The sequence below is a fragment of the Actinacidiphila sp. bgisy160 genome, from assembly GCF_965342435.1.
Taxonomy (GTDB): domain Bacteria; phylum Actinomycetota; class Actinomycetes; order Streptomycetales; family Streptomycetaceae; genus Actinacidiphila.
The window spans coordinates 34,873-61,420 of sequence record NZ_CBDRCM010000036.1 but is presented as its reverse complement, the minus strand read 5'-3'; the positions used below and the strand labels follow the sequence as shown (position 1 = coordinate 61,420).

Sequence of the window (26,548 nt, the reverse complement as noted above, 5' to 3'; positions counted from 1 at the left end):
CCGCCGTGGGCCCGGCCCCCGGCCCGCCTGCGCGACCGTGCACGCGATGCCCGCCGACGAGGACGGGCACGCTCAGCTCATTCTGCTGCCGTCGGGTTCCCTGATTCGGCGGCGCGGCGATATTCGGCGTTGATGCGCTGGGCTTCCTCGAGCTGGTCTTCGAGGATGACGATCCGGCAGGCGGCCTCGATGGGGGTGCCCCGATCGACCAGTTCCCGGGCGCGAGCGGCGATGCGCAGTTGGTAGCGGGAGTAACGGCGGTGGCCGCCTTCGGAGCGCAGGGGAGTGATCAGTCGCGCTTCGCCGAGGGCGCGGAGGAAGGCGGGGGTGGTGCCGAGCATCTCGGCGGCCCGGCCCATGGTGTAGGCGGGGTAATCGTCGTCGTCGAGACGGCCGAACGTGTCGTCTGCTGTCATTGCACCTCTCTGTGTCAACGCGTTGAGGGGCCCTGGCGCCGTCTGGCACCAGGGCCCCGAAGGAACTACTACACCATCTGCCGGCCCTGATACTGCACCGGCCCTCTGTTTCCGCGGACCCGAACGAGACGCTGTCGGGGGCGCGGGGATCGCGGTTGCTTGACCGGAGACCACCTCACTATCGATGTCCTGCGGTACCCGGGTCCAAGACCTCCACCCGGGCGATCCTGATGGCGCTCGGCTCCTCCGTTCTTCCCTCTTGGGCAACTACTCACTGACGGAAACTACGAACTGCTGGTACCGCAGACCGCTGGTGGCCTCGAACAGCACCACCCTTCGGCAGCCGGCCCCGTCGCCCGTCCTGCGTCTGCTCCGGCTCGGGACCCCACTGCCGAACCTCCCGGTGCGCGCGCCCGCAGCCGACGCCTTCACCGAGGTACTGCTCACTGACTTCACTGCTGGGTACTGCGAACTTTCACTTACGGGTACTGCCACTGCAGCACCACTCATGGCAGCCCCTGATCACTGCGGGCCACCCGGTCCGGCCGTCAGCCCCGTCACCGTCCTGCAACCGCTCTGGCTTCGGGACTCCACGCCGCACCGTCCTGCGCACTGCATCTGCGTTACCGCTGCCCGGCAGTTCATGTCTGCCAGGCCTCATTCGATCTCGGTTACAAGAGAAACATAACCACGCCGCCAACCAAATGTCTACTCTGGCTGGCACAGATTTCCATGTGTTCGAAGGTGAAGTAATCCGCCTCGACCGGTCCATGGGTGGTTCGAGCAGCAGCTCCGAGGCTCAGTCCGGCGCTCACAGTGACCCAGCGCCGCGCAGCACGTCAGGCTGAGCGTTACATCGCCGACCACGCCGCGGCTGCCGTCGGCGGGCACCGGCCGGGACCGCGTCCCGCGAAGAACGCCACCGCCCGGGACGGACGCTTCCAGCCGTGAGCGGGTCGACGCCTCTACTGCCGCCTCAGTGCCTTGAGGAGGATCTGCTTCCTCGCGCTCGCCCAGCCGGTGGCATCGCCGCGCATGGGCCGCTTGCCCGAACCGGCACGGCCCCCGACTCGTGCAGGCCGTGGGCTGCCGAGACACGGGCGCACGGCAGCAGGTGCCGTCATGCACCGACTGCGGTCGTCAGTCCCCTTCAGGCAACCACTGTGGCTCTGCGGCAGTCAGCGCCTGAACCGTGGACGACTTCAGCTGTTTCGACCACCGAGCGACGGCGACGGGAACCCGCTGCACGCAGTGTGGGCCCGGCCGGCGTACCGGTCGGGCCCACACTGCTGGTCAGATGTCATCTCGTGCCTGTTCGCCCGTCAGACCGTCTCCGGGGTGTCGAGCAACGCTGCGGCGTGCTGCAGCGAGCCGGTCATGCCGACAGGCGCGGTCTTGGGGAGGGCGCGGCAGGTGAAGCCGAGCCGGGTCATGGCCCGGAGGACTTCGGCGGCGCTGAAGTCACGGCGGTCCTGGCGGGTGACGACCTGGCCGACCTGCTTGACGGGGTAGTGGCGGCGGCCGATGATCAACGATGCGCCGGTGACCGGTTCGGGCTTGATGCCCTTCATCGATTCCAGCACTCCGCCCTTGGTGAGCTCGAAGGGGAAGCGGGCGATGACGCAGCGCATGTGGCCTCACAGGGAGAAGGAAAACGGTCCGCCCACGGGCAAGGCGTTCAGCAGGAGAAGCCGGGGATGCCCGGGGCGCTGCCTTGCTCGTCCACGACTCGCAGAGCACCGAACCGACGGAGGCACATCCCGTGCTCGGCTTCGCCATGGTGGTCACGGTGAGGTGGACGATCCGTGGTCGCCGAGGATGTCGCGCAGGCGGACGCGGTCCGTGTAGGCGCCGCTGTCGCGGACGGCGGTGAGGTCGGTTCGGGTCACCAGGCCGATGCGCTGGTCGTCCTGGTCGCAGACGACCAGTCGGCCCGTGCGTGCGGCGGCCATGACGGCCAGCACGACCTCGACGCTCATGTCGTCACAGACCTGCGGTCCGGCCGCGTCCATGGCCTCCGCCTCCGTCCCGTGCACGGGGTCTGCGTCCGCCGAGCGGGGCTGCATCTGGATCAGCGTCAAAAGGTGCCTCCTGCGGAGATGGGTCGGCTTCCGGATCACGAAGGTTCTAGGACACCGCGTCGAGGACGGGCTGGCCTGCGCGGGCGCGCCGGGTCGCCGCCGCGGAAGGGCGGCGTCGGCCTCGAGGGGAGGCGCTGCGCTTGGGGCGTTCGACCACCGGTGCGGCGATGACGACCGGGATGCCGGACGGGGCCTTGGCGCCGGTGATCCGGCTCAGGGCCTCGCCTCCCGAGCGGATCTCGGTGGTCTGCGGCCGGATTCCGGCGTCGGACATGAGGCGGACCATGCCGCGGCGCTGGTTCGGTGTGACAAGCGTGACGACGCTGCCGGACTCGCCGGCGCGGGCGGTACGGCCGCCGCGGTGGAGGTAGTCCTTGTGGTCGGTCGGCGGGTCGACGTTGACGACGAGGTCGAGGTTGTCGACGTGGATACCGCGCGCCGCGACGTTGGTCGCCACCAGCACAGTGACGTGCCCTGCCTTGAACTGCGCCAGCGTGCGGGTGCGTTGCGGCTGCGACTTGCCGCCGTGCAGCGCGGCGGCGCGTACCCCGCTGCCGAGCAGGTCCTGGGTCAGCCGGTCGACTGCGTGCTTGGTGTCCAGGAACATGATCACGCGGCCGTCGCGGGCGGCGATCTCGGTCGTGGCGGCGTGCTTGTCAGCGCCGTGGACGTGCAGAACGTGGTGCTCCATCGTCGTGACCGCACCTGCCGACGGGTCGACCGAATGCACGACGGGGTCGGTCAGATAGCGGCGGACCAGCAGGTCGACGTTGCGGTCCAAGGTGGCGGAGAAGAGCATCCGCTGCCCCTCCGGACGCACCTGGTCGAGCAACGCGGTGACCTGCGGCATGAAACCCATGTCGGCCATCTGGTCGGCCTCGTCCAGCACCGTGATGCTCACGTGGTCCAACTTGCAGTCGCCACGGTCGATGAGGTCCTTGAGCCGTCCGGGCGTCGCGACGACGACCTCGGCCCCGCCGCGCAGCGCGCCGGCCTGCCGGCCGATCGACATCCCGCCCACCACCGTGGCCACCCGCAGCCGGACGGAACGGGCGTACGGGGTGAGCGCGTCGGTCACCTGCTGCGCCAGCTCACGCGTCGGAACGAGGATCAGCCCCAGCGGCCGGCGGGGCTCAGCACGCTGTCCAGCGGTACGGGCGAGCAGGGCGAGACCGAAGGCGAGGGTCTTGCCGGAGCCGGTGCGCCCGCGGCCCAGTACGTCACGACCCGCCAGGGAGTTCGGCAGCGTCGCGCCCTGGATCGGGAACGGTACGGTCACCCCCTGCCTGCCGAGTTCGGCCAGCAGGCGCTCGGGCATGTCGAGATCGGCGAAGCCCTCCACGGCGGGCAACGCGGGGGTGATCGTCCTGGGCGGCGCGAACTCACCTTGCATGGCGGCCGGCCGGCGGCCGTGACCACCGGAACGGGCAGGCCCACCCGAACGGCGCGGTGCCTGGGCACCCTTGCGACTGCCGCCCTTTCCGGCGTCGGCACTGCCGTGACGGGATCGGTCGAAGCGGTCGTTCGTGCGTGTGCGGTTCATGCGGAACCTTCCTCGATGTGGCACATATCAAGGAATTCCCGCAGCAATGAGCGACATGGAGAATCACAAGTATGAACCGGCGGCAAAGAAAACAGATCCGGACCGTCGAAAATATCCGGGGGCACAGGTGCTGAAACGGGTGACGCGATGGGGACGCAGGTCCGGGCGCCGGTTGCGGCGCAGCTCTTCAGGACGCTCCTGCATCACCGGCGAAGGAGCCGCGCGTGGTCAGACTGCGGATTCCTCCGAGCCGCCCCGCAGGTGGAACCGCCGCGGAAGATGCGTGCAGCTGGGGCCCGCACCCCGAAGGATGCGGGCCCCAGCTGCAGTCTGTGCGTCGACGTCAGGCCGGAACGATGTTCTCGGCCGTCGGGCCCTTCTGGCCCTGCGCGATGTCGAAGGTCACCTTCTGGCCTTCGAGCAGCTCACGAAAGCCCTGCGCGACAATGTTCGAGTAGTGGGCGAACACGTCGGGGCCGCCACCGTCCTGCTCGATGAAACCGAAGCCCTTTTCCGCGTTGAACCACTTCACGGTACCAGCAGCCATCTCATATCTCCTTTGGGGCAATACATCGGAATCCGCACTGCGCGGACGCCGTGTCGTCGCGATGATCACCCCGCCCGGAAATGACCGGAAATACATAAGCGCTCCCATCCGGAAGAACCGGTCTGGAGCACTTGAAGTTTCGGGAACCACAACTGCAACTGAGATCGACAGTAGCACACGGGAACAGCCCGTGCGCGTTATGCAATTCCGCTCTGTTCAGTGCGGCAAAAACTCTCACTACGCGGTCCGCCAAAGCCTCACCTCGCGAGCACAGATATTGTTCCACTCGGAGTGCCAAGTTTCAGGAAGAGCGCCCACGACTGAACGGATGTGACGGGGTTCATCCGACTCCACGGGCAGGCCCTGCGGACGACGCGGCGCCCTTGCGGCGCCTGGGCGCGTCAGCGGAAGTTTATCGTGGACACGACATAGACCACGGGGTGGTCAGGGTTGGAGAAGTCGACCGTGATGTTGTGGTCCGGCTTGTCACCGTGCTGCTTGAGCCGGAGGCCGGCCCATTTGCGGTCCGTGCCGAAGGTCCAGCGCACCGTGCGGGCCTGCTTCGGGCTCACGGTCACGTCGCCGTCCTTGAGGGCCGCGCGGCTCCGGCCGTACTGGGCGAGGAAGGTGTCCAGGCCGCCCTGGTTGGTGCGGAACTGCACGTAGAAGGAACTGGCCGCCCAGTTGTTGGTCTCCAGGTACGCCACCGGCGTCGAACCGGACGGGATCATCACCTCGTAGATGCGCCGCTGCACCTTGGTGGGCCACAGGTAGGTGAGGGTGGTGGCGGCCGCCTGTTCCTGCTTCTCCTCGCCGCTGTCGCGGCTCTGCTCCGCCGAGATGATCACATAGCCGATGGGCACCAGGATCAGCAGCGGGACGACCGTCCACTGAACCCAGCGCGGCGGCTTCCTCGGGGGCATGGCACTCACTTGCCGACAACCTTCGCGTAGCGCTCGTAGCGCTCGACCCGCCGCCGGTTGGCCCGCCGGAAGCGGCGCGCGACCAGCCGCGCCAGGTCCGCGGCGCCGACCATCCCGGCCTCGGGGCCGAGCTGCGCCTTGACGATACGCGCCTCCGGCCGGTAGCCGCGCCCGGTCAGATGGCGCCGGAAGGCGTCGCGGGCCGGAGCGATCAGCAGGTCGTCGGCCGCGCTGACGCCGCCGCCGATGACGAAGCAGGAAGGATCCAGGGCGGCGGCGAGGTTGGCGATGCCGACGCCCAGCCACTGGCCGATGTCCTGGAAGAGCTCGACGCACATCGCGTCACCCTCACGGGCGAGCTCCGTGATGAGCGGACCGGTGATCTCCTGCACCTGGCCGTCGACCCGGTCGATGATCCCGTACGCCACCGGGGACTCGGCGGCCGCCAGTTCGCGGGCCTCGCGCACCAGGGCGTTGCCCGAGCTGTACTGCTCCCAGCAGCCGCGGTTGCCGCAGGGGCAGCGGTGCCCGCCGGGCACCACCTGCATGTGGCCGAACTCGCCCGCGACGCCGTAGCGGCCCCGCTTGACCTGGCCGTCCTCCAGGATGGCGCCACCGATGCCGGTGCCGAGCGTGATCATGACGAGGTCGTTCTCGCCGCGGCCGGCGCCGAAGCGCCATTCCGCCCAGGCGGCGGTGTTCGCGTCGTTGTCCACCATGACGGGGACCCGCAGGCGCTCGGTGAGGCGGGCCTTCAGTGGCTCGTCACGCCAGGACAGATGGGGGGCGAAGAGCACCCGGGAGCGGTCCGCGTCGACCCAGCCGGCCGCGCCGATGCCGACGGCGTGCACGTCGTGTCGCTCGGACAGGTCGAGGACGAGCTCGGTGATGGTGTCCTCGACCACCTTCGGGCTCTTGCTCTTGTCCGGCGTCTCGGTGCGCAGCTTCTCCAGGATGTTGCCGTCCGCGTCCACGACGCCGGCCATCACCTTGGTGCCGCCGATGTCGATTCCGACGGTGGGGACACGGGGCGCGGTGAGGTGCGAGCGGCGCTCGCGGCGGCCCACCGTGCTCAGGAGTGTGGAGCTGCTGGAGGAGCGGGCGGCACCCCGGTACATGCTCATCGGTTCACCCCCGTGGATCCGATCCCGGACTCGGTCCCGAACTGCTGCTCGGTCGTCGCTCGCAAGGCTCGTCTCTCCGGGGTCGGGGGCGTTTCTCCGAGTGATTCTAAGTGCCGGGGATCTCGGGGGGTGTGGCCCCGGGCCCGCGGCGGGAACCGGACGGTGCGGGGCGGGCGGCCGGGGCCGCCCGTCCGCCGTCACTGTGCCGGGCGACGCAGCTCGTGGGCGAGGGTCTCGAGGTCCGTGCCGCCGGCCATCTCCCGGGTGAGCTCGTCCACCGTGATCGCGTCCCTGGTGTAGGTGCCGGTCATCGTGCCGCGGCGCAGCAGGACGAAGCGGTCGCCGACGAGGTGGGCGTGATGGGGGTTGTGCGTGATGAGGACCACGCCGAGCCCAGCGTCCCGCGCGGCGGCGACGTACTTGAGGACGACGCCGGACTGCCGGACGCCGAGCGCCGCCGTGGGCTCGTCGAGGATCAGCACCTTGGCCCCGAAGTGCACCGCCCGGGCGATGGCGACGCACTGCCGCTGCCCGCCCGACAGGGTGCCGATGGGCTGGTCCACGTCGCCCAGGTCGATGCCCATGTCGCGCAGTGCCGTACGCGTCGTCTCCCGCATCATGGCGACGTCCAGGCGCTTGAAGGGGCCGCGGCCCTTCCTCGGCTCGGAGCCGAGGAAGAAGTTCCGCCACACCGGCATCAGCGGGACGACGGCCAGGTCCTGGTAGACCGTGGCGATGCCATGGTCGAGCGCCTCGCGGGGGGACGCGTGGCGCACCGGCACACCGTCGATCTCGTAGCCGCCCCCGTCGTGCTGGTGCAGCCCAGCGATGATCTTGATCAGAGTGGACTTCCCGGCGCCGTTGTCACCGAGGACGCAGGTGATCTCCCCCGCGTGCACCTCCAGGGAGACGCCCTCCAGGGCGCGCACGTGCCCGTACGACTTGCTGACGTCGGTCAGCTTCACCAGGGCCGTCACTTCGCCGCCTCCGCCCGCTTGCGCACCCAGGCGTTCAGCAGCGTCGCCAGCAGCAGCATGGCGCCCAGGAAGAACTTGAACCAGTCCGGGTTCCACTCGGCGTACACGATGCCCTTGCTGGTCATGCCGAAGATGAACGCGCCGACCGCCGAGCCGATGGCCGAGCCGTAGCCACCGGTCATCAGGCAGCCGCCGATCACGGCGGCGATGATGTACAGGAACTCGTTGCCGATGCCCTCTCCCGACTGCACGACGTCGAAGGAGAACAGCAGGTGCTGCCCGGAGATCCACGCGCAGAAGGCGACGGCCATGTAGAGGCCCGTCTTCGTACGGGTGACGGGAACGCCGACCGCGCGGGCCGCGTCGGGGCCGCCGCCGGAGGCGAAGATCCAGTTTCCGGCCCGGGTGCGCAGCAGCACCCAGGTGGCGACGGCGACCAGGGCGACCCACCACAGGATGGTGACCTGGAGGTCGACGTCGCCGATGGTCAGGTGCGAGGCGAACAGTGCCCGCGCCGAAGGAAAGCCCTCCATGTCGGAGATCGACTTGGTGCTGACCGTGCCGTCGATGAGCTTGGTGAAGCCCAGGTTGAGCCCGGTGAGCATCAGGAAGGTGCCCAGCGTGATGATGAAGCTCGGCAGCTTCGTGCGGGCCAGCATGATGCCGTTGAAGAAGCCGAAGGCGAGGGTGACCAGCAGCGAGACGCCGACGCCGACCCAGACGTTCGCCGTCAACTGGTAGCTGAACATCGACGACACCAGGGCGGAGGACGTGACCAGCACGCCCGCCGACAGGTCGAACTCGCCGCCGATCATCAGCAGCGCCACCGGCACCGCCATGATCCCGATGGTGGACGCCGCGTACAGGACGGTGCCCAGGCTCGCCGGCCGCAGGAAGGAGTCCGCCGTCACGGAGAAGAAGACGAAGACGGCCACGGCGCCGACTGCCGCGCCCAGCTCGGGGCGGCTGAACAGGCGGTGCCCGAGCCGCCGCGGCGGCGCGAGGCTGTCCGCGGTCATCGGGTGCCCCGCTTCGCGTAGTCCTTCAGCGCGGCCGCGTCGTCCTTGGTGACGATCTGCGGGCCGGTGAGCACGGGCTTGCCGCCGCCGAGCACGTCGGCGTTGTAGCGGTGGAGCCACAGCAGGTCGACGGCCTCGTAGCCCTGCAGGTACGGCTGCTGGTCGACGGCGAAGCCGATGGTGCCGGCCTCCAGCGCACTCGCGACCTGGCCGTTGAGGTCGAAGGTGTCGACCTCGGCCTGGCTGCCCGCCTGCTCCTTCGCCTTGGCGGCGGTGGCGGCGTAGGGCGCGCCGAGGGTCACGACGGCGTCGATGGAGCGGTTGGCGGCCAGCTTGGCCTGGAGGGCGGACTGGACGTCGGGCATGTTGGTGCCGTTGACGTAGAGGTTCTCCGTCGTGCCCTTGAAGGTGTTCTTCACGCCCGCGCAGCGCTGCTCGTGGCCGACGTTGCCCTGCTCGTGGAGCACACACAGGGTGTGCTTCTTGCCGCGCGCCGTGAGTTCGTCGCCGACGGCCTCGCCGGCGATGGTCTCGTCCTGGCCGATGTGCGCCAGGGCGCCGTACTCCTCGGACTGGGCGGACCCGGAGTTGATGGTGATGACCGGGATGCCCGCCTTCTCCGCCTTCAGGACGACGTCCTTCATGGCCTCGGGCTTGGCGAGCGTGACGACCAGGCCGTCGACCTTCTGATCGATGGCCGTCTGCACCAGCTGCGCCTGGTCCTTGCCCTGGTCGCTGTTGGAGTACAGGAACTTGATGTTGTCCTTGGCGGCAGCCTGCCGGGCGCCCTTCTGGACGATGTCCCAGAAGCTGTCGCCGGCGCCGGCGTGGGTGACCATGGCGACCGTCCACCTCGGTGTGTCGACGGCCGAACCGTTGGCCTGCGCCTCCTTGGCCCGCTGCTCCGCTCGCAGGCCCCCGGTGCTGCTGCAGCCCGCCAGCGCCACACCGATGACCACTGTCAGTAGCGCACCGAGCGCACGCTTTCCCCTGGTCGCGCTCTCCACGTCGTGCCTTTCCCTGCAGGTCTTGGAACCGACCAAGTATCCGTCACAGGGTGCGATGCTTGCGGAAGGGGGGGTTCCGTAGCCGTTCAGGCCCGTACGAGCAGCTGGAACTCGAAGGCGTAGCGGGAGGCGCGGTAGATGTGCGTGCCGTACTCGACGGCCCGTCCCGTGTCGTCGTAGGTCGTCCGGCTCATGGTGAGCAGGGCGGCCCCGGGGTCCTCGGCGAGCAGTTCGCCCTCCGCCTCGGTGGCGCAGCGGGCGCCGACCGACTGACGGGCGCTGTGCAGGGTGATCCCGGCGGCGCGCATCATGCGGTACAGGCCGGTGGACTCGAGCTTGGCGTTGTCCAGGGAGAGCAGTCCCGGCGGCAGATAGTTGCACATGTGGGCCATCGGCTCGCCGTGGGTGAAGCGCAGGCGTTGCAGGACGACGACGTCGCTGCCCTCGGCGATGCCCAGCGCGGCGGCGACCTGGGCGGAGGCCGGCTCGGTCTCGTTGCGCAGCACCCGGGTGGCGGGGCTCTGCCCGGCGGCCTGGAGGTCGTCGAAGAGGCTGCTCAGCTCCAGGGGCCGCTTGACCTGGCTGTGCACGACCTGGGTGCCCACACCGCGACGGCGCACCAGCAGCCCCTTGTCCACGAGGGACTGGATGGCCTGCCGGACGGTCGGCCGGGAGAGCCCGAGCCGTCCGGCGAGTTCGATCTCGTTGCCCAGGAGGCTGCCGGGGGCGAGCCTGCCGTGCTCGATGGCACCCTCCAGCTGCTGGGCGAGCTGGTAGTACAGCGGCACCGGGCTGGAGCGGTCCACCTCGAACTCGAGCGGCGCGGACTCTGCTTTGGACACAGGGGGAGCGTATCCGCCGGTCTCGATCTCAGGAAACTCTGACATCACATTGTCCGAACATTTGGGTCCATGACTTCTCGAGGGCCCGCGGACGGGCCGGTGCGGTCGATGGTGCCGGGTTCCGGGAGCGGGATACGAGGAGCCTCCTCACAGGTGGCGGCGGCGGTCGCCCAGGTGCCGCTCGTAGGACTTACGGGCCTCGACGGCCGCCTCTCGGGAGGCGGTCTCGGCAACCGGAACGTCCCACCAGGCCTGGGCGGCGGGGGCCGTCGGCGTGGGGTCGGTCTCCACGTACACACAGGTCGGACGCTCGGAGGTACGGGCGGCGGCCAGCGCCTCGCGCAGCCCGCGCACCGTTTCGGCGCGCAGCACGTCCATCCCGAGGCTGGCGGCGTTGGCGGCGAGGTCCACCGGGAGCGGGTCGCCGGTGAAGGAGCCGTCGGCGGCCCGGTAGCGGTAGGCGGTGCCGAAGCGCTCGCCGCCGACCTCGGAGGACAGGCCGCCGATGGAGGCGTAACCGTGGTTCTGGATCAGGAGGAGGTTGACCTTCACGCCCTCCTGGACGGCGGTCACGATCTCCGTCGGCATCATCAAGTAGGTGCCGTCCCCGACGAGCGCCCACACGGGCCGGTCGGGCGCCGCCATCCGCACGCCGATGGAGGCCGGGATCTCGTATCCCATGCAGGAGTAGCCGTACTCCAGGTGGTACTGGCGCGGGGAGCGGGCGCGCCACAGCTTGTGCAGGTCACCAGGGAGGGAGCCGGCGGCGTTGATGACCACGTCGTCGTCGCCGACCACCGAGTCGAGCGCGCCCAGCACCTGGGTCTGAGTGGGGCGCTCCGCGTCGTCCGCGGCGTACGCGGCCTCGACGACGCGCTCCCAGCGCTCCTTGCCGGCGCGGTACTCGGCCTCGTACTCCGCGGCGACGCGGTGTCCCGCCACGGCCTGGGCGAGGGCTTCGAGGCTCGCGCGGGCGTCGCCTACCAGGGTGCGGGCGCCGAACTTGTGGGCGTCGAAGCCGGTGATGTTGAGGTTGAGGAAACGCACCCCGGGGGCGGCGAAAAGCGTGGAGGAGGCGGTGGTGAAGTCGGTGTAGCGGGTGCCCACGCCGATGACCAGGTCGGCGGTCCGCGCGATGTCGTCGGCGACGGCGGTGCCGGTGTGGCCGACGCCACCGAGGTCGGCCGGGTGGTCGTGGCGCAGCGAGCCCTTGCCTGCCTGGGTGGAGGCCACGGGAATGCCGGTCGCCTCGGCCAGTGCGCGGAGGGCGGGCTCGGCCTCGCTGTGGTGGACGCCGCCGCCCGCGATGATCACCGGGCGCCGCGCGGCACGCACCGCGTCGGCGGCGGCGGCGAGTTCGGCGGCCTCGGGAGCCGGGCGGCGTACGTGCCACACGCGTTCGGTGAAGAACTCCTCCGGCCAGTCGCACGCCTCGGCCTGGACGTCCTGGGGCAGGGCGAGCGTGACGGCGCCGGTCTCGGCCGGGTCGGCGAGCACCCGCATCGCCTGGAGCGCGGACGGGATCAGTGCCTCGGGCCGGGTGACCCGGTCGAACCAGCGGGAGACCGGGCGCAGCGCGTCGTTGACGGTGACGTCGCCGTACTGGCTGTGCTCCAGCTGCTGGAGCACCGGGTCGGGCACGCGGTTGGCGAAGGAGTCGCCGGGGAGCAGCAGCACCGGCAGCCGGTTGACGGTCGCGAGCGCGGCGCCGGTCACGAGGTTGGTGGCGCCGGGGCCGATGGAGGTGGTGACGGCCTGTGCGGACAGCCGGTTGAGCTGGCGGGCGTACCCGACCGCGGCGTGCACCATGGCCTGCTCGTTGCGGCCCTGGTGGTAGGGCATCTCCCGCCGGTACTCCACCAGCGCCTGGCCGATGCCGGCGACGTTGCCGTGGCCGAAGATGCCCCACGTCCCGGCGACGAGACGGCGGCGGACCCCGTCGCGCTCGGTGTACTGCGCGGACAGGAACCGCACCAGCGCCTGGGCGACCGTGAGGCGGCGTACGGACTGGCTGCTCATCAGGACCTCGCGGGGGCTTCGTCGGTGGCGGCGGGGGCGGTGTACAGGGGCAGGCGCGGGTCGACCGGCTGGTCCGGCCAGGTGTCGCGGACCCAGGCGTGGTCGGGGTGGTCGCGGATCAGCCAGGCACGCTCTGGCCCCGGGCCCGCCATGACGTTGAGGTAGTACATGTCGTGGCCGGGGACGGCCATCGAGGGGCCGTGCCAGCCGTCGGGGATGAGGACGACGTCGCCTTGCCGGACCTCGGCGAGGACGTCGGTGTTGCGGCCGTTGCCGGAGGGCGAGACGCGCTGGTAGCCGATGCCCTCCTTGCCGTGCGCCGCGGCGATCTCGAAGTAGTAGATCTCCTCGAGGCGCGACTCGCCCTCGCGGTCCTCGTCGTGCTTGTGCGGCGGGAAGGACGACCAGTTGCCCGCCGGGGTGAGCACCTCGACCGCGATCAGGCGGTCGCACTCGAAGACCCCGGCGGCGCCGAAGTTGTTGACCTGACGGCTGCAGTTGCCGCTGCCCCGCAGCTCGACGGGAACGGCGGAGGCCGGTCCGTACCGCGCGGCCAGCCGCCGTTCGCAGCGGGCACCGGTCAGGGCGAAGCGACCGCCAAAGGCGCTGGTGACAGTGACGGATTCGTCGCGCGGGACGTACGCGAAGTCGCTGACCCCCGCGAACACGCTCTCGCGCCCGGCGAGCCGGAACGTCAGGCCCGCGGCGGAGACCTCGCAGCCGCCGGCCAGCGGGAGCACGATCCACTCGCTGTCGCCCGCGGCGAACTCGTGCCGTCCGCCGGGCGGCAGTTCCAGGATCCGCAGGGAGGAGTGGTCCCAGCCGGCCCGTCCGGGGTCGACGTCGACGGCGTACGGGCCGGCGGCGGCCTTCCCTGCGGCCAGGTGGTTCTCGGTGCTGGTCATGGCGTGAGCCTCGCACTTCTCGCGGTTCGACCGGGACTTCACAGCAGCCCGACGGCGGTGTCGACGGCGGTCTCCACGCTGCCCTCGGCGGGATAGAGCAGGGTGCGGCCGACGACCAGCCCCTGGACGGTGGGCAGGCGCAGCGCCTTGCGCCACTTCTCGTAGACCGCCTCCTGTTCCCCGCCCACCTCTCCCCCGAGCAGGACGGCCGGGAGGGTGGAGGTCTCCATGACGGTGGCCATGTCGTCGACGTCCTCGGTGACGGGCACCTTGAGCCAGGTGTAGGCGGAGGTCCCGGCGAGCCCGGAGGCGATGGCGATGGACTTGGTGACGGCCTCCGCGCTGAGGTCGTTGCGCACCCTGCCGTCGACGCGGCGGGATATGAAGGGCTCGACGAAGACCGGAAGCCGGCGCTCGGCCATCTCGTCGATGGTGCGGGCGGTGGCGACCATGGTGCTCAGCGAGCCGCTGTCCTCGTAGCTGATGCGCAGCAGCAGCTTGCCCGCGTCGAAGCCGAGCCGGGCTATGTCCTGGGCGCGGTGGCCGGTGAAGCGGTCGTCGAGCTCGAAGGAGGCGCCGGCCAGACCGCCGCGGTTCATGGACCCCATGACGACCTTGCCCTCGAGCGCGCCGAGCAGCAGCAGGTCCTCCAGGATGTCCGCGGTGCCGAGGACCCCGTCCACTCCGGGGCGGGAGAGCGCGGTGCACAGCCGCTCCAGCAGGTCGACGCGGTTGGCCATGGCGAACTCGCGGTCACCCACGGCGAAGGCGCCCCGCGCGGGGTGGTCCGCGGCGACGATCATCAGCCGGCCGCTGTCACCGACGAGCGGGCGGCGGGCGCGGCGCGCGGCGGCCTCGGCGATCGCCTCGGGGTGGTGGGTCCGCACCTTCACCAGGTCGGAGATGCTGATGCTCAAGAGGAGCTCGCTTTCGGGCAGAGGACGGACCGTCAGCCGCGGCCGAGGAGGTCCCGGACCTCCGACGCGGTGGGCATCGCGGAGGAGCAGGCGAGACGGGAGGCCACGATCGCGCCGGCGGCGTTGGCGTGGCGCATGATCCGCTCCAGGTCCCAGCCGGCGAGCAGACCGTGGCAGAGGGAGCCGCCGAAGGCGTCACCCGCGCCGAGTCCGTTGACCACCTCGACGGGAACCGGCGGGACCTCGGCGGTGGTGCCGTCGCGGTGGACGGCCAGGACGCCCTTGGGGCCCTGCTTGACGACGGCCAGTTCGACGCCCGCGGCGAGCAGCGCCTCGGCGGCTGCGCGCGGTTCACGTACCCCGGTGGCGATCTCGCACTCGTCGAGGTTGCCGACGGCGACGGTGGCCGAGGCCAGCGCCCGTGCGTAGTAGGGGCGGGCCTCGAAGGGGTCCTTCCAGAACATGGGGCGCCAGTCGAGGTCGAAGACGGTGGTGCCGCGCCGCGCCCTGGCCTCGAGCGCCACCAGGGTGGCGGTGCGGCTGGGCTCCGCGCACAGGCCGGTCCCGGTCATCCAGAAGATGCGGGCGCTCCGGATCGCCTCGAGGTCCAGCTCGTCGGCGTGGATCTCCAGGTCGGGGGCCTTGGGGAGCCGGTAGAAGTAGAGCGGGAAGTCGTCCGGAGGGAAGATCTCGCAGAAGGTGACCGGCGTCGGGTACGCGGCGACCGGGGTGACGTAGCGGTCGTCGACCCCGAACTCCTTGAGCGCCTGGTGGCAGTAGCTGCCGAAGGGGTCGTCGCCGGTGCGGGTGATGACCGCGGTGCCGCGGCCGAGGCGGGCCGCGGCGACGGCCACGTTGGTGGCGGAGCCGCCGAGGAACTTGCCGAACGTCTCGACCTGGGGCAGCGGCACACCGGTCTGCAGGGGGTAGAGGTCCACCCCGATCCGGCCCATCGTGATCAGGTCGTACGGCTCGGTCATGGGCGTGACTCCTCGTCGTGCGTCACCGGGGGCCGCTCTGCGGCCCTGTCAGGTCTAGCCCGCCCGGTCGCGCGATGTCAACGCTATGTCCTTACATACGAACGTACCGCCCCGCCCAGAGCCCGGCTCGTTACCTTGTCGTTACGTAGATATGAATTGATGTCTTGACAAAGTCTTGACAGGGACCCCCGGGAGGGGTTTGCTCCCGTGCAGCACCCGGCCATGTGAACACGTCCGTCCCCTTCTCCCTCCCACCGCAGTGAGGTGCAGGAACATGGAACGCTCTCGCAGAAACCCTCGGATCTTCGCCGTCGCCGCGCTCTCCACCGCCGCGGTCCTCCTCGCAGCCGGCTGTTCCAGCAGCTCAGGCGGGAAGAAGGCCGAGGAGTCGGCGGACACCGCCGCCGCGGGCAAGGCCGGTACACCGCAGATGAAGATCGCGATGGTCACCCACGCTCCCCCCGGCGACACCTTCTGGGACCTGATCCGCAAGGGCGCCGAGGCCGCCGCCGCCAAGGACAACGTGAAGCTGGTCTACTCCAACGACCCCAACGCCGCCACCCAGGCCAACCTGATCCAGAACGCGATCGACCAGAAGGTCGACGGGATAGCCGTCACCCTGGCCAAGCCGGACGCCATGAAGGACGCCGTCGCCAAGGCCGAGGCCGCGGGCATCCCGGTGGTCGGCTTCAACGCGGGTCTGGACGACTGGAAGGACCAGGGGCTGCTGGAGTACTTCGGGCAGGACGAGAGCGTCGCCGGCGAGGCACTGGGGAACAAGCTCAACGACCTGGGTGCCAAGCACAACATCTGCGTGATCCACGAACAGGGCCACGTCGCCCTGGAGGCCCGCTGCGCCGGCGTGAAGAAGACGTTCAAGGGGAAGACCGAGAACCTCTACGTCAACGGCACGGACATGCCGTCGGTGAAGTCCACGATCACGGCGAAGCTCAAGCAGGACTCCGGCATCGACTATGTCGTCACCCTGGGCGCGCCCTTCGCGCTCACGGCCGTCCAGTCGGTCGCGGACGCCGGCAGCAAGGCCGAGGTCGGCACGTTCGACCTCAACAAGGACCTGGTCAAGGCCGTCCAGGACGGTGGGGTGCAGTTCGCCGTCGACCAGCAGCCGTACCTGCAGGGCTATCTCTCCGTCGACTCCCTGTGGCTGTACAAGACCAACGGCAACGTCAGCGGCGGCGGAGTGGCCCCGATCCTGACCGGTCCGGCCTTCGTCGACAAGGACAACGTGGAGTCCGTGGCCTCGTTCGCCGCGAAGGGCACCCGGTGATCCCAGTGTCCCAGGCAGCCGCCCCCGCGGCGTCCCCCTCACCACCTGCGGCACCGGCGTCCGAGGCGGACGGCCGCACCGCCGAGCGCTCGCTCCTGCGCAGGACACTGGCCCGCCCGGAGATCGGGGCGCTCATCGCCGCCGTCGCGGTGTACCTCTTCTTCTTCGCGGTGGCGCCGTCCTTCCGCGAGGCGGGCTCGCTGGCGACCGTGCTCTACCAGGCGTCGGTCATGGGCATCATGGCGCTGCCCGTGGCCCTGCTGATGATCGGCGGCGAGTTCGACCTCTCGGCCGGCGTCGCGGTCACCGCGTCGGCCCTGACCGCGAGCATGTTCAGTTTCCAGCTGAGCATGAACGTGTGGACCGGTGTGGCCGTCGCCCTGGTGGTGTCCCTGGGCATCGGGGCGCTCAACGGCTACATGCTGGTGAAGACCGGACTGCCCAGCTTCCTCATCACCCTGGCCACCTTCCTGATGCTGCAGGGCCTCAACCTGGCGGTCACCAAGATCTTCACCGGCAACGTCGCGACCGACTCCATCAGCGACATGGACGGCTTCGACCAGGCCCGTGCGCTGTTCGCCTCGGAGATCGGCATCGGCGGGGTCCGGCTCAAGGTGACCGTGCTGTGGTGGCTCGGCTTCGCGGCCCTGGCCACCTGGGTGCTGCTGCGCACCAGGTTCGGCAACTGGACCTTCGCGGTCGGCGGCAACAAGGACAGCGCGCGGGCGGTCGGCGTTCCGGTGGCTTTCACCAAGATCGCGCTGTTCATGGCCGTGGGCCTCGGTGCCTGGTTCACCGGCATGCACCTGCTGTTCTCGTTCAACGCGGTGCAGTCCGGCGAGGGTGTCGGCAACGAGTTCCTGTACATCATCGCGGCGGTCATCGGCGGCTGCCTGCTCACCGGCGGCTACGGTTCGGCGATCGGCTCGGTGATCGGCGCCTTCATCTTCGGGATGGTCTCGCAGGGCATCGTGTACGCCAACTGGAACCCCGACTGGTTCAAGTTCTTCCTCGGCGTGATGCTGCTGATCGCGACCCTCGTCAATCTGTGGGTCCGCCGCACGGCGACCCGGAGGTGAGCCCGATGACCACCGCCACCACCACCCCCGGCGGCACCACCGCCGTCCCCGAGCCCGTCGTCGAACTCGACCGGGTGGGCAAGAGCTACGGCAACGTCCGCGCCCTGCACGGGGTCGGCCTGGCCGTCCGCCCTGGGCAGGTCAGCTGCGTCCTCGGCGACAACGGCGCGGGCAAGTCCACCCTGATCAAGATCATCTCTGGGCTGCACCAGCACACCGAGGGCGAGTTCCGCATCGACGGCACACCCGTACGGCTGAACACCCCGCGGGAGGCCCTGGACCGCGGTATCGCCGCCGTCTACCAGGACCTGGCGACCGTTCCGCTGATGCCGGTCTGGCGGAACTTCTTCCTGGGCTCCGAGCTGACCCGCGGGCCCTGGCCCGTACGCCGCCTGGACATCGCCCGGATGAAACGGACCGCGGACGAGGAACTGCGGGCGATGGGCATCGTCCTGGACGACCTGGAACAGCCCATCGGCACCCTCTCCGGCGGCCAGCGGCAGTCCGTGGCCATCGCCCGCGCGGTCCACTTCGGCGCGCGGGTGCTGATCCTGGACGAGCCGACCGCGGCGCTGGGCGTCAAGCAGTCGGGAGTCGTCCTGAAGTACATCGCGGCCGCGCGCGACCGGGGTCTGGGCGTCGTCTTCATCACCCACAATCCGCACCACGCGTTCATGGTGGGTGACCACTTCTCGGTGCTGCGGCTGGGCACCCTGGAGCTGAGCGCGGGCCGGGAGGAGGTCTCCCTGGAGGAGCTCACCCACCACATGGCCGGCGGCGCAGAGCTGGCCGCGCTCAAGCACGAACTGGCCCAGGTCCGCGGTGTCGACGTGGAGGAACTGCCCGAACCAAACGGCCCGGGCGAAGGCTGCCCCGCCTCATGAGGGCCGGCCCTGCCCCCACTCTGACATGACGTCCGTATGTCAGGACCAACTCTTGACGGCTGCCCGGCCGGACGGCGAAGCTTCCAGCGGGACCACGGAGCTTCGCGGGCATCCGTACCACCGCCCTGACGGGCCGCCCTACCGAACCACGACCGGTCCGCGGCGACCGGTGAGAGGAGCCCTCCTCATGACTGCCCCCTCCCCCGTTCTGGACCGGATCCGGATCGGCTCCGCGCCCGACTCCTGGGGTGTCTGGTTCCCCGACGACCCTCAACAGGTGCCCTGGCAGCGGTTCCTCGACGAGGTCTCCCAGTCCGGCTACGAGTGGATCGAGCTCGGCCCGCACGGCTACCTGCCGACCGACCCGGCCCGGCTCACCGAGGAGACCGCGCGCCGGGGTCTGAAGGTCTCCGCGGGCACCGTCTTCACCTCCCTGCACCGCGGCCCGTCGGTGTGGGACGCCACCTGGGAGCACGTCGGCCAGGTCGCCGCGCTCGCCCAGGCGATGGACGCCCGGCATCTGGTGGTCATCCCGTCCTTCTGGCGCGACGACAAGACCGCCGAGATCATCGAGCCGCGCGAACTCACCGCCGAGCAGTGGGGGCACCTCGCCACCGGCATGGAGCGGCTGGGCCGCCAGGTCCGTGACACGTACGGCCTGGACATCGTGGTCCACCCGCACGCCGACACCCACATCGACACCGAGGAGCACGTCGAGCGCTTCCTCGACGCCACCGACCCCGCACTCGTCAGCCTCTGCCTGGACACCGGCCACTACGCCTACTGCGGCGGCGACAGCGTAAAGCTCATCGAGACCTACGGCGAGCGGATCGGCTACCTGCACCTGAAGCAGGTCGACCCGGAGATCCTCGCCGACGTCGTCAAGAAAGCGATCCCCTTCGGCCCGGCCGTGCAGCGCGGGGTCATGTGCGAGCCGCCCGCCGGGGTGCCCGCCCTGGAGCCGGTGCTGGCCGCGGCGCAGGGCCTGGGCGTCGACCTGTTCGCCATCGTCGAGCAGGACATGTACCCCTGCGAGCCGGAGCGGCCGCTGCCCATCGCGCAGCGCACCCGGAAGTTCCTACGCTCCTGCGGTGCCTGACGCACCGCCCACGAAAGGGAAGACACGCATCATGACGCAGCACGGACCGCTCGGGGTCGCCGTCATCGGGACCGGCAAGATGGGTGCCGACCACGTACGCCGTATCAACGACGTCGTCAGCGGCGCCCGGGTGACCGCCGTCGCCGACGTCGACGCCGAGCGGGTGAAGGCGGTCGCCGACGGCGTCGAGGGCTGCACCGCGTACACCGATCCGGCGGCGGCGATGGCCGCGGCCGACGTGGACGCCGTCCTCATCGCCTCCCCCGGCCCCGCCCACGAGGCGGCGCTGCTCACCGCCTTCGAGCACGACCTGCCGGTGCTGTGCGAGAAGCCGCTCACGCCGGACGCGGCCTCCGCGCTGCGCGTGATGGAGGCCGAGCAGCGACTGGGGCACCGGCGGGTGCAGGTCGGCTTCATGCGGCGCTACGACGCGGAGTACGTGAAGCTCAAGGCCCTGCTGGACAGCGGTGAGCTGGGCCGGACGCTGATGCTGCACAACAGGCACCGCAACGCGAGCATCCCGCCCGGCTTCACCAACGCCAACCTCGTCAACGACTCGCTCGTGCACGAGATGGACGTGACCCGCTGGCTGCTCGGCCAGGAGATCACCGCCGTCACCGTGCTCCGCCCGCGTCCGTCGGCGAACGCGCCGCAGGGCCTGGACGACCCGCAGTTCGTGGTGTTCGAGACCGACGGCGGGGCGGTCGTCGACGTCGAGGTCTTCCTCAACTGCGGCTTCGGCTACCAGGTGCAGGCCGAGGCGGTCTGCGAGCGCGGCAGCGCCCGCATCGGCGACGCGCACGACCTGCTCGTCAACGCCGCGGGCCGCTGGGGCGGCACGATCGCCCAGGACTTCGTGGAGCGCTTCGCCGACGCCTACGACCGTGAGGTCCAGGCATGGGTCGACGCCACCCGGCGCGGCGAGGTCACCGGCCCCAGCGTCTGGGACGGCTACGCCGCGGCAGCCGTCTGCGAGGCGGGAGTCCGCTCGCAGGAGGCGGGCGGACGCGTCGAGGTCGAGCTGGTCGGCCGCCCGGCGTTCTACCGCTGAGGGACGCACGTCCCCGGTCACCCCGGATCCGGCGCGGGCGGGGCGGTTACTCCCTGGCCGTCTCGCCCGCGCCTTCACCGCACCCGTGAGAAAGGCACCCCGTACATGCGCGTTGTCCTCTTCGGCGTCGGGCGCCTCGGTTCCTTCCACGCGGCCACCCTGCACGCCCACCCCGAGGTCTCGGAGCTGGTCCTCGCGGACGCCGACGCCGCGCGGGCCGCCGAGGCCGCCGCGCGGCTCGGTGCCGGGGCACGGGCGGCGGCCTCGGTCGACGCGGCGTTCACGGACGGCGCGGACGCGGTCGTCATCGCCTCGACGACCTCCGCCCACGCCGGGCTGATCTCGCGCGCCGTGCGGGCCGGGCTCCCCGCGTACTGCGAGAAGCCCGTCGCCCTCGACCTGGAGTCGACGGTCACCGCCCTGCGGGAGGTCGAGGAGGCCGGCACCGTCCTCCAGATGGGCTTCCAGCGCCGCTTCGACCCCGGCTACCGCGCCGCCCGCGAGGCCGTGCGGGCCGGCCGGCTCGGACGGCTGCACACCGTACGGGCCCTGACCTCCGACATGGCGCCCCCGCCGCCGGAGTTCGTCCCCCTGTCGGGCGGCCTGTACCGGGACTGCCTGATCCACGACTTCGACGCGGTGCGTTGGGTGACCGGCCGTGAGGTCACCGAGGTGTATGCCATGGGCGCCAACGGCGGGGCCGGATTCTTCCGCGAGGCGGGCGACGTGGACACCGCGGCGGCCCTGCTCACCCTCGACGACGGCACCCTCGCGACCGCCACCTCCACCCGCTACAACGGCGCCGGTTACGACATCCGCATGGAACTCGCCGGATCGCTGGACCAGATCGCGGTCGGCGTCGGCCCCCGTACGCCGGTCACGTCGGTGGAACCGGGCGCGGCGCCCGGCGTGCCGGACCCGTGGACCGGGTTCGTGGACCGCTTCGGGGACGCGTACCGTGCGGAGATCGACGCCTTCCTGCGGGTGGTGTCGGGCCGGTCGCAGAACCCCTGCGACGGGCGCGAGGCTCTCGACGCGCTGCTCGTGGCGGAGGCGTGCGAGGTCTCCCGCAGGGAGCGGCGGCCGGTCACGATCGCCGAGATGGCCGAGGTCGCGGAGCGCGCCGCGAAGCGCGCGGAGTGACCTCACGGGGCGACGCGGGCACGTCACCCCCGCGGTCCGCCCCGGGTGGCGTGAACAGGTACGCCGGTGCTTCCTGGGATGAGTCGGTCCGGGCTGTCCACGAGGAAGGACCTTTCATGGCGATGAAGGTCCAGGCGCTGCGCACGCCCCGAGCGGCGGGACTGGCGGGAATCGCGTTCGCGGTGCTGATCGGCGCCGCCATCGTCCTGGTCCGGGCCTCCATCCCCAGCGGTGAGGGCGCGCTGACCGGCTCGTCCCTCACCGTCTCCTCGCGCGGCGGGGTGCAGACGGCGCTGGCCCTCATCCCCTTCGCCGGCATCTTCTTCCTGTGGTTCATCGGCGCGGTGCGCGCGCACGTCGGCCCGGGCGAGGACAAGTTCCTCTCGACGGTGTTCCTCGGCAGCGGCCTGGTGTTCGTCGCGACGCTCTTCGGCGCCGCCGCCGCGGCCGGCAGCCTGCTGGCCACGACGGAGGTCGCCTCGCCCGGCACGCCCAGGGCCGAACTGTCCTACTTCGGGCAGCACCTCACCTACAGCCTGCTGACGACGTACTCGATGCGGATGGCCGCGGTGTTCGTGCTGTCGGCCTCCACCGTCGCCCTGCTGCTGGGGTCGTTCCCGCGCTGGCTGGTGCTGCTGGGCTACCTCGTGGGTGTCACCCTGCTGTTCGTGGTGCCGAACGTGCGGTTGGCCGAACTGGTCTTTCCCCTGTGGGCGCTGGTCGTCAGCCTCCACATCGTGGTGGCGAGCTTCCGTTCCCGGCCGGCGGGACCGGAGACCACCTGAGCGGTCGCGGTCAGGCCGTCAGGCGGTCGTGCGGCGCAGCAGCAGCGTGACGAAGCCGAACGTGCCGCGGTAGCCGTGCAGCCACTCGGCACGGTGGACGGCGGCGGCTTCGAGGGCGGCGCCGCTGTCGGGGTCGGCGGGGTGGTCCAAGGCCCATTCGGCGAGCGAGCCGGTCCAGGACCACTCGTATTCGTCCCACTCCCGGATGGAGCTGACGTGGGCCAGGACCGGGGTCCAGCCGTCCGCGACGATCCGGTCCACGGTGCTCGCCAGGTCCTCGTACTCCCCCAGCACGTCGACGAGTTCCGGGGTCGGTTCGCGCTCCCAGAAGCCGTCGCCGACGAGCACGGTGCCCCCGGGAGCGAGGTGGGCGCGGGCCGCGGCGAGGGTCGGCAGGAGGCCTCCGAAGGCGTGCGCGGCGCCGACGCTGAGGACGACGTCGAATGGGTGCGGCGAGGTGAAGTCGCCCGCGTCGCGTTCGTGGAGCGTCAGCCGGTCGCCGACGCCGAGCGCGGCGGCCTCGTGGGCCGCCTTCTCCAGCGCCCCGGTGTCCAGGTCGACGCCGTCCGCGGTGACGCCCGGGTGGTCGCCCAGGGCCCGCAGAAGCCAGGCACCCTCCCCGCAGCCGAGGTCGAGGACGCGTTCGTCGCCACGGCGCAGCGACCTGCCGAGCAGACGGCGAACGGTGGCGTCGTCGAGCGGTGCGGCGACGGGGTGGTGGGTGTGCGCGATGCGCGAGATACGGCGTCGGTCCATGCGCGCAGCTTCGCAGGGCCGGCGGTTCACCGCATCCGGTTAATTCGGCGCGGGCGTGCAACACGAACCGCGGCGGTGGCGGTTTCCCGGTGAGAAGGGCCGTCAGGGAGCACGGCCATCGCGGCCTCGGGGCCGTCACGGAGAGAGGACGACCGGCATGGACAGGAAGATCGTCACGACGGCGGGCCGGTGCGCTCAGCCGCCACTACATGCCCCACTCCTCGCGGAGCGCGCCGAACACCTCGTGGAATTCGGGGAAGGTCTTCTTCACACAGCCGGGCTCGTCGAAGGTCACCCCCTCCGTGCGGAGCGCGGCGACGGCGAAGCTCATCGCGATGCGGTGGTCGCCGTGGCAGGCGATCTCGACCGGGGCGGCTCGCGTCGAGGTCGAGCGCGCCGCCCTCGATGCCGTCCGCGGTGACGGTCAGCGGCAGGTGGCCCTCCGCCTCCTCGTGGCGCAGGTCGACACCGAGCGTCCGCAGGGCGGTGGTGAGCGGGGCGACGGGACGCCGGCGCATCTGGGCGGAGGCGTCGAAGCGGTAGGATCCGTGCCCGGCCGCGGCGAGCGCGGGCAGGAAGCGGGCCGCGGTGGCGGCGTCGCGGCAGTGGAGGTCGGCCTCGGGGACCGCGGGCCCGGCGGGGCGTCCTTCGACGCGCCACACGTCCGGACCGCGGTCCACGCGGTAGCCGAGCCTGAGCAGGCCCTCGGCGAAGCCGTCGGTGTCGTCGGAGAGCAGCGGCCGCCGCAGTGTGGTCGTCCCCTCGGCCGCCGCCGCCAGGAACAGCGCCCGGGCGGTGACGGACTTCGAACCGGGGACGGCGACGACGGTCACGGTGCTCTCCTGTGCTGCCTGACGTTCGGGAACGCCCTGGTGAGGGGCACCGTCATTCTAGGCGCCGGGGGTACCGGGGCCGGTGGGCGCGAAGCGCACGGGGAGCTGGCGCACACCGCGCATGAGCAATCCGGGCAGCCAGTCCAGCTTCGCCGGATCGACGTCGAGGGCGAGGTCGGGGCAGCGCCCCAGGAGGGCGCGGATGGCGACGCGGCCTTCGAGCCGGGCGAGCGGGGCGCCGAGGCAGTAGTGCAGGCCGTGCCCGAAGGCCACATGGCCACGGGTGTCCCGGCGGATGTCGAAGCGATCGGCCTCGGCGAAACGGCCCGGGTCGCGGTCGGCGGAGGCAAGGGCGACGAGGACGGGTTCGCGGGCGGGGATGACCGTGCCGGCGACGTCGACCGGTTCCGTCGTGAAACGGAAGGTGGCGGTCTCCACCGGGCCGTCGTAGCGGAGCATCTCCTCCACCGCGCCGTCGATCAGGCCCATGTCGGCCCGCAGGAGCGCGAGTTGGTCCGGGTGGGTGAGCAACGCGCGGACACCGTTGGAGATCAGGTTGACCGTCGTCTCGTGTCCGGCGATCAGCAGCAGGAAGGCCATGCCGCTGAGCTCGGAGCGCGAGAGCCGGTCGCCGTCCTCGGAAGTGGTACGGATGAGCGCGCTCATCAGGTCGTCGCCGGGCGCGCAGCGCTTGTCCTCGATCAGCTCGTGGAGGTAGGCGGCCAGTTCCTCGAAGGCCCTGCGTTCGGCCTCCGCTCCGGTCGGTGCGACGACCTCGTTCGACCAGGCGCGGAAGGCCGCCCGGTCCAGGTCGGGCACTCCGAGCAGCTCGCAGATGACCGTGATGGGCAGCGGGTAGGCGAGCGCCTCGACGAGGTCGGCGGTGCCGTCCGGGCGGGCCAGCATCGTGTCGAGCAGGGCGGCCGTGATCTCCTCCACGCGCGGCGCCAGCTCCTCGACCCGGCGGCCGGTGAACTCCCGGGCCACCAGCTTGCGCAGCCGGGTGTGCTCCGGCGGATCGGAGACGAGCATGTGGCGGCCGAGGAGTTCCTCGTCGTAGGAGGTCCAGCCGAGTGCTCGGGAGTCCTTGGCGAACCGGGTGTCGGCGAGCGCGGCCCGGGCCTGGTCGTAGCCGACGATCAGCCACAGCTCCCCGACGTCGGCTGTGCGTACGCGGTGCACGGGCCCCTTCTCGCGGAGCCTGGCGTAGACGGGATAGGGATCGGCGGTGAACTCCTCGCCGTAGACCGTGAGATCGACCGTGTCCATGTACCGCACGTTAACCCGGCGGCCCGCCGCGACACGTCACCCTGCGGGACGAGACACCCCGGAAGGTCTCATCCGAAGGACTCACCCCAACGTGGCGGCACGCCAGGTCTCCTCGTCGGCCTCCAGCAGCGCGGCGACGACGGAGGGGTCCGGCAGCGGTCCGTGGTCGGCGGCGACGCGCAGGGCCGAGGCCGCGGTCAGATGGCCGAGCCGCAGGGCGCGCTCCATGGGCAGGTCCCGCAGCAGACCGCTGAGGAAGCCGGCGGCGAAGGCGTCCCCGGCGCCGACCGGTTCGGCCACCCGGACCGTGAGGGCGGGCACGCTGTGCGCGTCGGAACCGGTGAAGGCCGTGGCGGCCCGGGATCCGTCCTTGACCACGAGGACGCCGGGCCCGGGCAGCAGCTCGCGGACCGAGCGTGCGTCGGTGATCCCCGCGCCCCACAGCACCTGGGCCTCGTCGAGGCCCACGAGGACGATGTCGGCCCGGTCGGCGAGCGGCCGCAGGACGTCGGCGGCGGAACGACCGGTCCACAGCGCGGGGCGGTGGTTGACGTCGAAGCTGACGGGCCACGGGCGGTCGGGGCGCAGCGCCCGTTCGACGAGGGCGTGGCAGCCGGGCGACAGCGCGGGCGTGATGCCGCTGAGGTGGACGAGCGCGGCCCCGTCCAGGGCCGGGTCGTCGAGCACGTCGGGGGTGAGCGCCGAGGTCGCGGACCCCGTGCGGTGGTAGTGGACCCGGGTGCCGTGCGCGCCCGGGTCCTTGAGCAGGAGTCCGGTGGGCCGGGTGGGGTCGGTGCGCACCCCGCCGATGTCGACGCCGCCCGCGGCGATCCGCTCGCGGACCCGCCGGCCGAAGGGGTCGTCGCCGACCGCGGACACCCATCGGGCGGGGATGCCGTGGTCGGCGAGGTAGAGCGCGACGTTGGACTCGGCGCCCGCGATGTCGACACGCAGCAGGTCCGCGTCGTCCAGCGGCCCGAGCGGGTCGGGGGCGAGGGCGGCCATGGTCTCGCCGACGCAGACGACGGGCCCGGGTCGCAGCGGCCGGGGGGTGCTCATGG

General features: G+C 71.1%; 25 protein-coding genes and 1 pseudogene. 7 read left to right on the top strand and 19 right to left on the bottom strand.

Annotated features, from left to right (window positions below; all coding sequences use genetic code 11):
* Positions 1 to 77: 77 nt before the first annotated feature.
* The 15 genes from ACRWNP_RS25260 to iolC all read right to left on the bottom strand — a co-directional run bounded on the left by ACRWNP_RS25260 (position 78) and on the right by iolC (position 15,300).
* On the bottom strand, positions 78 to 416 hold the full coding sequence (locus ACRWNP_RS25260) for a helix-turn-helix domain-containing protein (RefSeq protein ID WP_431965093.1): 339 nt from the start codon (positions 414 to 416) through the stop codon (positions 78 to 80).
* A 1,322-nt stretch (positions 417 to 1,738) separates the two neighbouring features.
* The gene (locus ACRWNP_RS25255; RefSeq protein ID WP_431965091.1) at positions 1,739 to 2,047 is read right to left on the bottom strand and encodes an SCO5918 family protein; all 309 of its coding nucleotides are present in this window, start codon (positions 2,045 to 2,047) and stop codon (positions 1,739 to 1,741) included.
* A 153-nt stretch (positions 2,048 to 2,200) separates the two neighbouring features.
* On the bottom strand, positions 2,201 to 2,497 hold the full coding sequence (locus ACRWNP_RS25250; RefSeq protein ID WP_431965089.1) for a CBS domain-containing protein: 297 nt from the start codon (positions 2,495 to 2,497) through the stop codon (positions 2,201 to 2,203).
* Positions 2,498 to 2,543: 46 nt separating this feature from the next.
* Entirely contained in the window at positions 2,544 to 4,040 is a 1,497-nt protein-coding gene (locus ACRWNP_RS25245; protein WP_431965087.1) for a DEAD/DEAH box helicase, read from the bottom strand.
* Between the two features lie 343 nt (positions 4,041 to 4,383).
* Complete coding sequence (locus ACRWNP_RS25240; protein ID WP_431965085.1) at positions 4,384 to 4,587, bottom strand: cold-shock protein; 204 nt, start codon at positions 4,585 to 4,587, stop codon at positions 4,384 to 4,386.
* Between the two features lie 401 nt (positions 4,588 to 4,988).
* Complete coding sequence (locus tag ACRWNP_RS25235; RefSeq protein ID WP_431965136.1) at positions 4,989 to 5,510, bottom strand: hypothetical protein; 522 nt, start codon at positions 5,508 to 5,510, stop codon at positions 4,989 to 4,991.
* A gap of 5 nt (positions 5,511 to 5,515) precedes the next feature.
* On the bottom strand, positions 5,516 to 6,634 hold the full coding sequence (locus tag ACRWNP_RS25230) for an ROK family glucokinase (protein ID WP_431965083.1): 1,119 nt from the start codon (positions 6,632 to 6,634) through the stop codon (positions 5,516 to 5,518).
* Between the two features lie 197 nt (positions 6,635 to 6,831).
* Entirely contained in the window at positions 6,832 to 7,611 is a 780-nt protein-coding gene (locus ACRWNP_RS25225) for an ATP-binding cassette domain-containing protein (protein WP_431965081.1), read from the bottom strand.
* A complete protein-coding gene (locus tag ACRWNP_RS25220; protein WP_431965079.1) occupies positions 7,608 to 8,630 on the bottom strand; it encodes an ABC transporter permease in 1,023 nt (340 codons plus the stop codon). Before ACRWNP_RS25220 ends, ACRWNP_RS25225 begins: the two co-directional genes overlap by 4 nt.
* Entirely contained in the window at positions 8,627 to 9,637 is a 1,011-nt protein-coding gene (locus ACRWNP_RS25215) for a sugar ABC transporter substrate-binding protein (RefSeq protein ID WP_431965077.1), read from the bottom strand. Before ACRWNP_RS25215 ends, ACRWNP_RS25220 begins: the two co-directional genes overlap by 4 nt.
* 86 nt (positions 9,638 to 9,723) lie before the next feature.
* The gene (locus ACRWNP_RS25210; RefSeq protein WP_431965075.1) at positions 9,724 to 10,479 is read right to left on the bottom strand and encodes a GntR family transcriptional regulator; all 756 of its coding nucleotides are present in this window, start codon (positions 10,477 to 10,479) and stop codon (positions 9,724 to 9,726) included.
* Positions 10,480 to 10,626: 147 nt separating this feature from the next.
* On the bottom strand, positions 10,627 to 12,498 hold the full coding sequence (gene iolD, locus ACRWNP_RS25205) for a 3D-(3,5/4)-trihydroxycyclohexane-1,2-dione acylhydrolase (decyclizing) (RefSeq protein ID WP_431965073.1): 1,872 nt from the start codon (positions 12,496 to 12,498) through the stop codon (positions 10,627 to 10,629).
* Positions 12,498 to 13,403 (bottom strand): 5-deoxy-glucuronate isomerase, encoded by a 906-nt coding sequence (gene iolB, locus ACRWNP_RS25200; RefSeq protein WP_431965071.1) that lies wholly within the window; start codon positions 13,401 to 13,403, stop codon positions 12,498 to 12,500. The genes iolD and iolB overlap by 1 nt, the downstream gene beginning before the upstream one ends.
* A 38-nt stretch (positions 13,404 to 13,441) precedes the next feature.
* On the bottom strand, positions 13,442 to 14,320 hold the full coding sequence (locus ACRWNP_RS25195) for a Cgl0159 family (beta/alpha)8-fold protein (RefSeq protein WP_431965069.1): 879 nt from the start codon (positions 14,318 to 14,320) through the stop codon (positions 13,442 to 13,444).
* A 32-nt stretch (positions 14,321 to 14,352) separates the two neighbouring features.
* Positions 14,353 to 15,300, bottom strand: a complete 948-nt coding sequence (gene iolC / locus ACRWNP_RS25190) for a 5-dehydro-2-deoxygluconokinase (protein ID WP_431965067.1) — start codon at positions 15,298 to 15,300, stop codon at positions 14,353 to 14,355.
* Positions 15,301 to 15,574: 274 nt separating this feature from the next.
* Here iolC and ACRWNP_RS25185 point away from each other — a divergent pair, with 274 nt between their 5' ends.
* The 7 genes from ACRWNP_RS25185 to ACRWNP_RS25155 all read left to right on the top strand — a co-directional run bounded on the left by ACRWNP_RS25185 (position 15,575) and on the right by ACRWNP_RS25155 (position 22,629).
* Positions 15,575 to 16,588: a sugar ABC transporter substrate-binding protein gene (locus tag ACRWNP_RS25185; protein ID WP_431965065.1), complete on the top strand. Its 1,014-nt coding sequence runs from the start codon at positions 15,575 to 15,577 to the stop codon at positions 16,586 to 16,588.
* 5 nt (positions 16,589 to 16,593) lie between these two features.
* Positions 16,594 to 17,667 carry an ABC transporter permease gene (locus tag ACRWNP_RS25180; protein WP_431965134.1) on the top strand — a complete coding sequence of 358 codons (1,074 nt, stop codon included), beginning with the start codon at positions 16,594 to 16,596 and terminating at the stop codon, positions 17,665 to 17,667.
* Between the two features lie 5 nt (positions 17,668 to 17,672).
* The gene (locus tag ACRWNP_RS25175; RefSeq protein WP_431965063.1) at positions 17,673 to 18,551 is read left to right on the top strand and encodes an ATP-binding cassette domain-containing protein; all 879 of its coding nucleotides are present in this window, start codon (positions 17,673 to 17,675) and stop codon (positions 18,549 to 18,551) included.
* Positions 18,552 to 18,738: 187 nt separating this feature from the next.
* Positions 18,739 to 19,650: a sugar phosphate isomerase/epimerase family protein gene (locus ACRWNP_RS25170; RefSeq protein WP_431965061.1), complete on the top strand. Its 912-nt coding sequence runs from the start codon at positions 18,739 to 18,741 to the stop codon at positions 19,648 to 19,650.
* Between the two features lie 31 nt (positions 19,651 to 19,681).
* Complete coding sequence (locus ACRWNP_RS25165; RefSeq protein ID WP_431965060.1) at positions 19,682 to 20,701, top strand: Gfo/Idh/MocA family protein; 1,020 nt, start codon at positions 19,682 to 19,684, stop codon at positions 20,699 to 20,701.
* Positions 20,702 to 20,806: 105 nt separating this feature from the next.
* Positions 20,807 to 21,844, top strand: a complete 1,038-nt coding sequence (locus ACRWNP_RS25160) for a Gfo/Idh/MocA family protein (protein WP_431965058.1) — start codon at positions 20,807 to 20,809, stop codon at positions 21,842 to 21,844.
* Between the two features lie 116 nt (positions 21,845 to 21,960).
* Positions 21,961 to 22,629: a hypothetical protein gene (locus ACRWNP_RS25155; RefSeq protein WP_431965056.1), complete on the top strand. Its 669-nt coding sequence runs from the start codon at positions 21,961 to 21,963 to the stop codon at positions 22,627 to 22,629.
* Between the two features lie 18 nt (positions 22,630 to 22,647).
* On the opposite strand, the gene ACRWNP_RS25150 is transcribed toward ACRWNP_RS25155, so the two are convergent.
* The 4 genes and pseudogenes from ACRWNP_RS25150 to ACRWNP_RS25135 form a co-directional block, all read right to left on the bottom strand.
* Positions 22,648 to 23,385, bottom strand: a complete 738-nt coding sequence (locus ACRWNP_RS25150) for an SAM-dependent methyltransferase (protein WP_431965054.1) — start codon at positions 23,383 to 23,385, stop codon at positions 22,648 to 22,650.
* Positions 23,386 to 23,756: 371 nt separating this feature from the next.
* Positions 23,757 to 24,218: pseudogene (locus tag ACRWNP_RS25145) on the bottom strand (3-phosphoshikimate 1-carboxyvinyltransferase); the annotation flags it as partial.
* Between the two features lie 57 nt (positions 24,219 to 24,275).
* Positions 24,276 to 25,487, bottom strand: a complete 1,212-nt coding sequence (locus ACRWNP_RS25140) for a cytochrome P450 family protein (protein ID WP_431965052.1) — start codon at positions 25,485 to 25,487, stop codon at positions 24,276 to 24,278.
* Positions 25,488 to 25,568: 81 nt separating this feature from the next.
* Positions 25,569 to 26,546 (bottom strand): sugar kinase, encoded by a 978-nt coding sequence (locus ACRWNP_RS25135; RefSeq protein ID WP_431965050.1) that lies wholly within the window; start codon positions 26,544 to 26,546, stop codon positions 25,569 to 25,571.
* Positions 26,547 to 26,548: the final 2 nt, after the last annotated feature.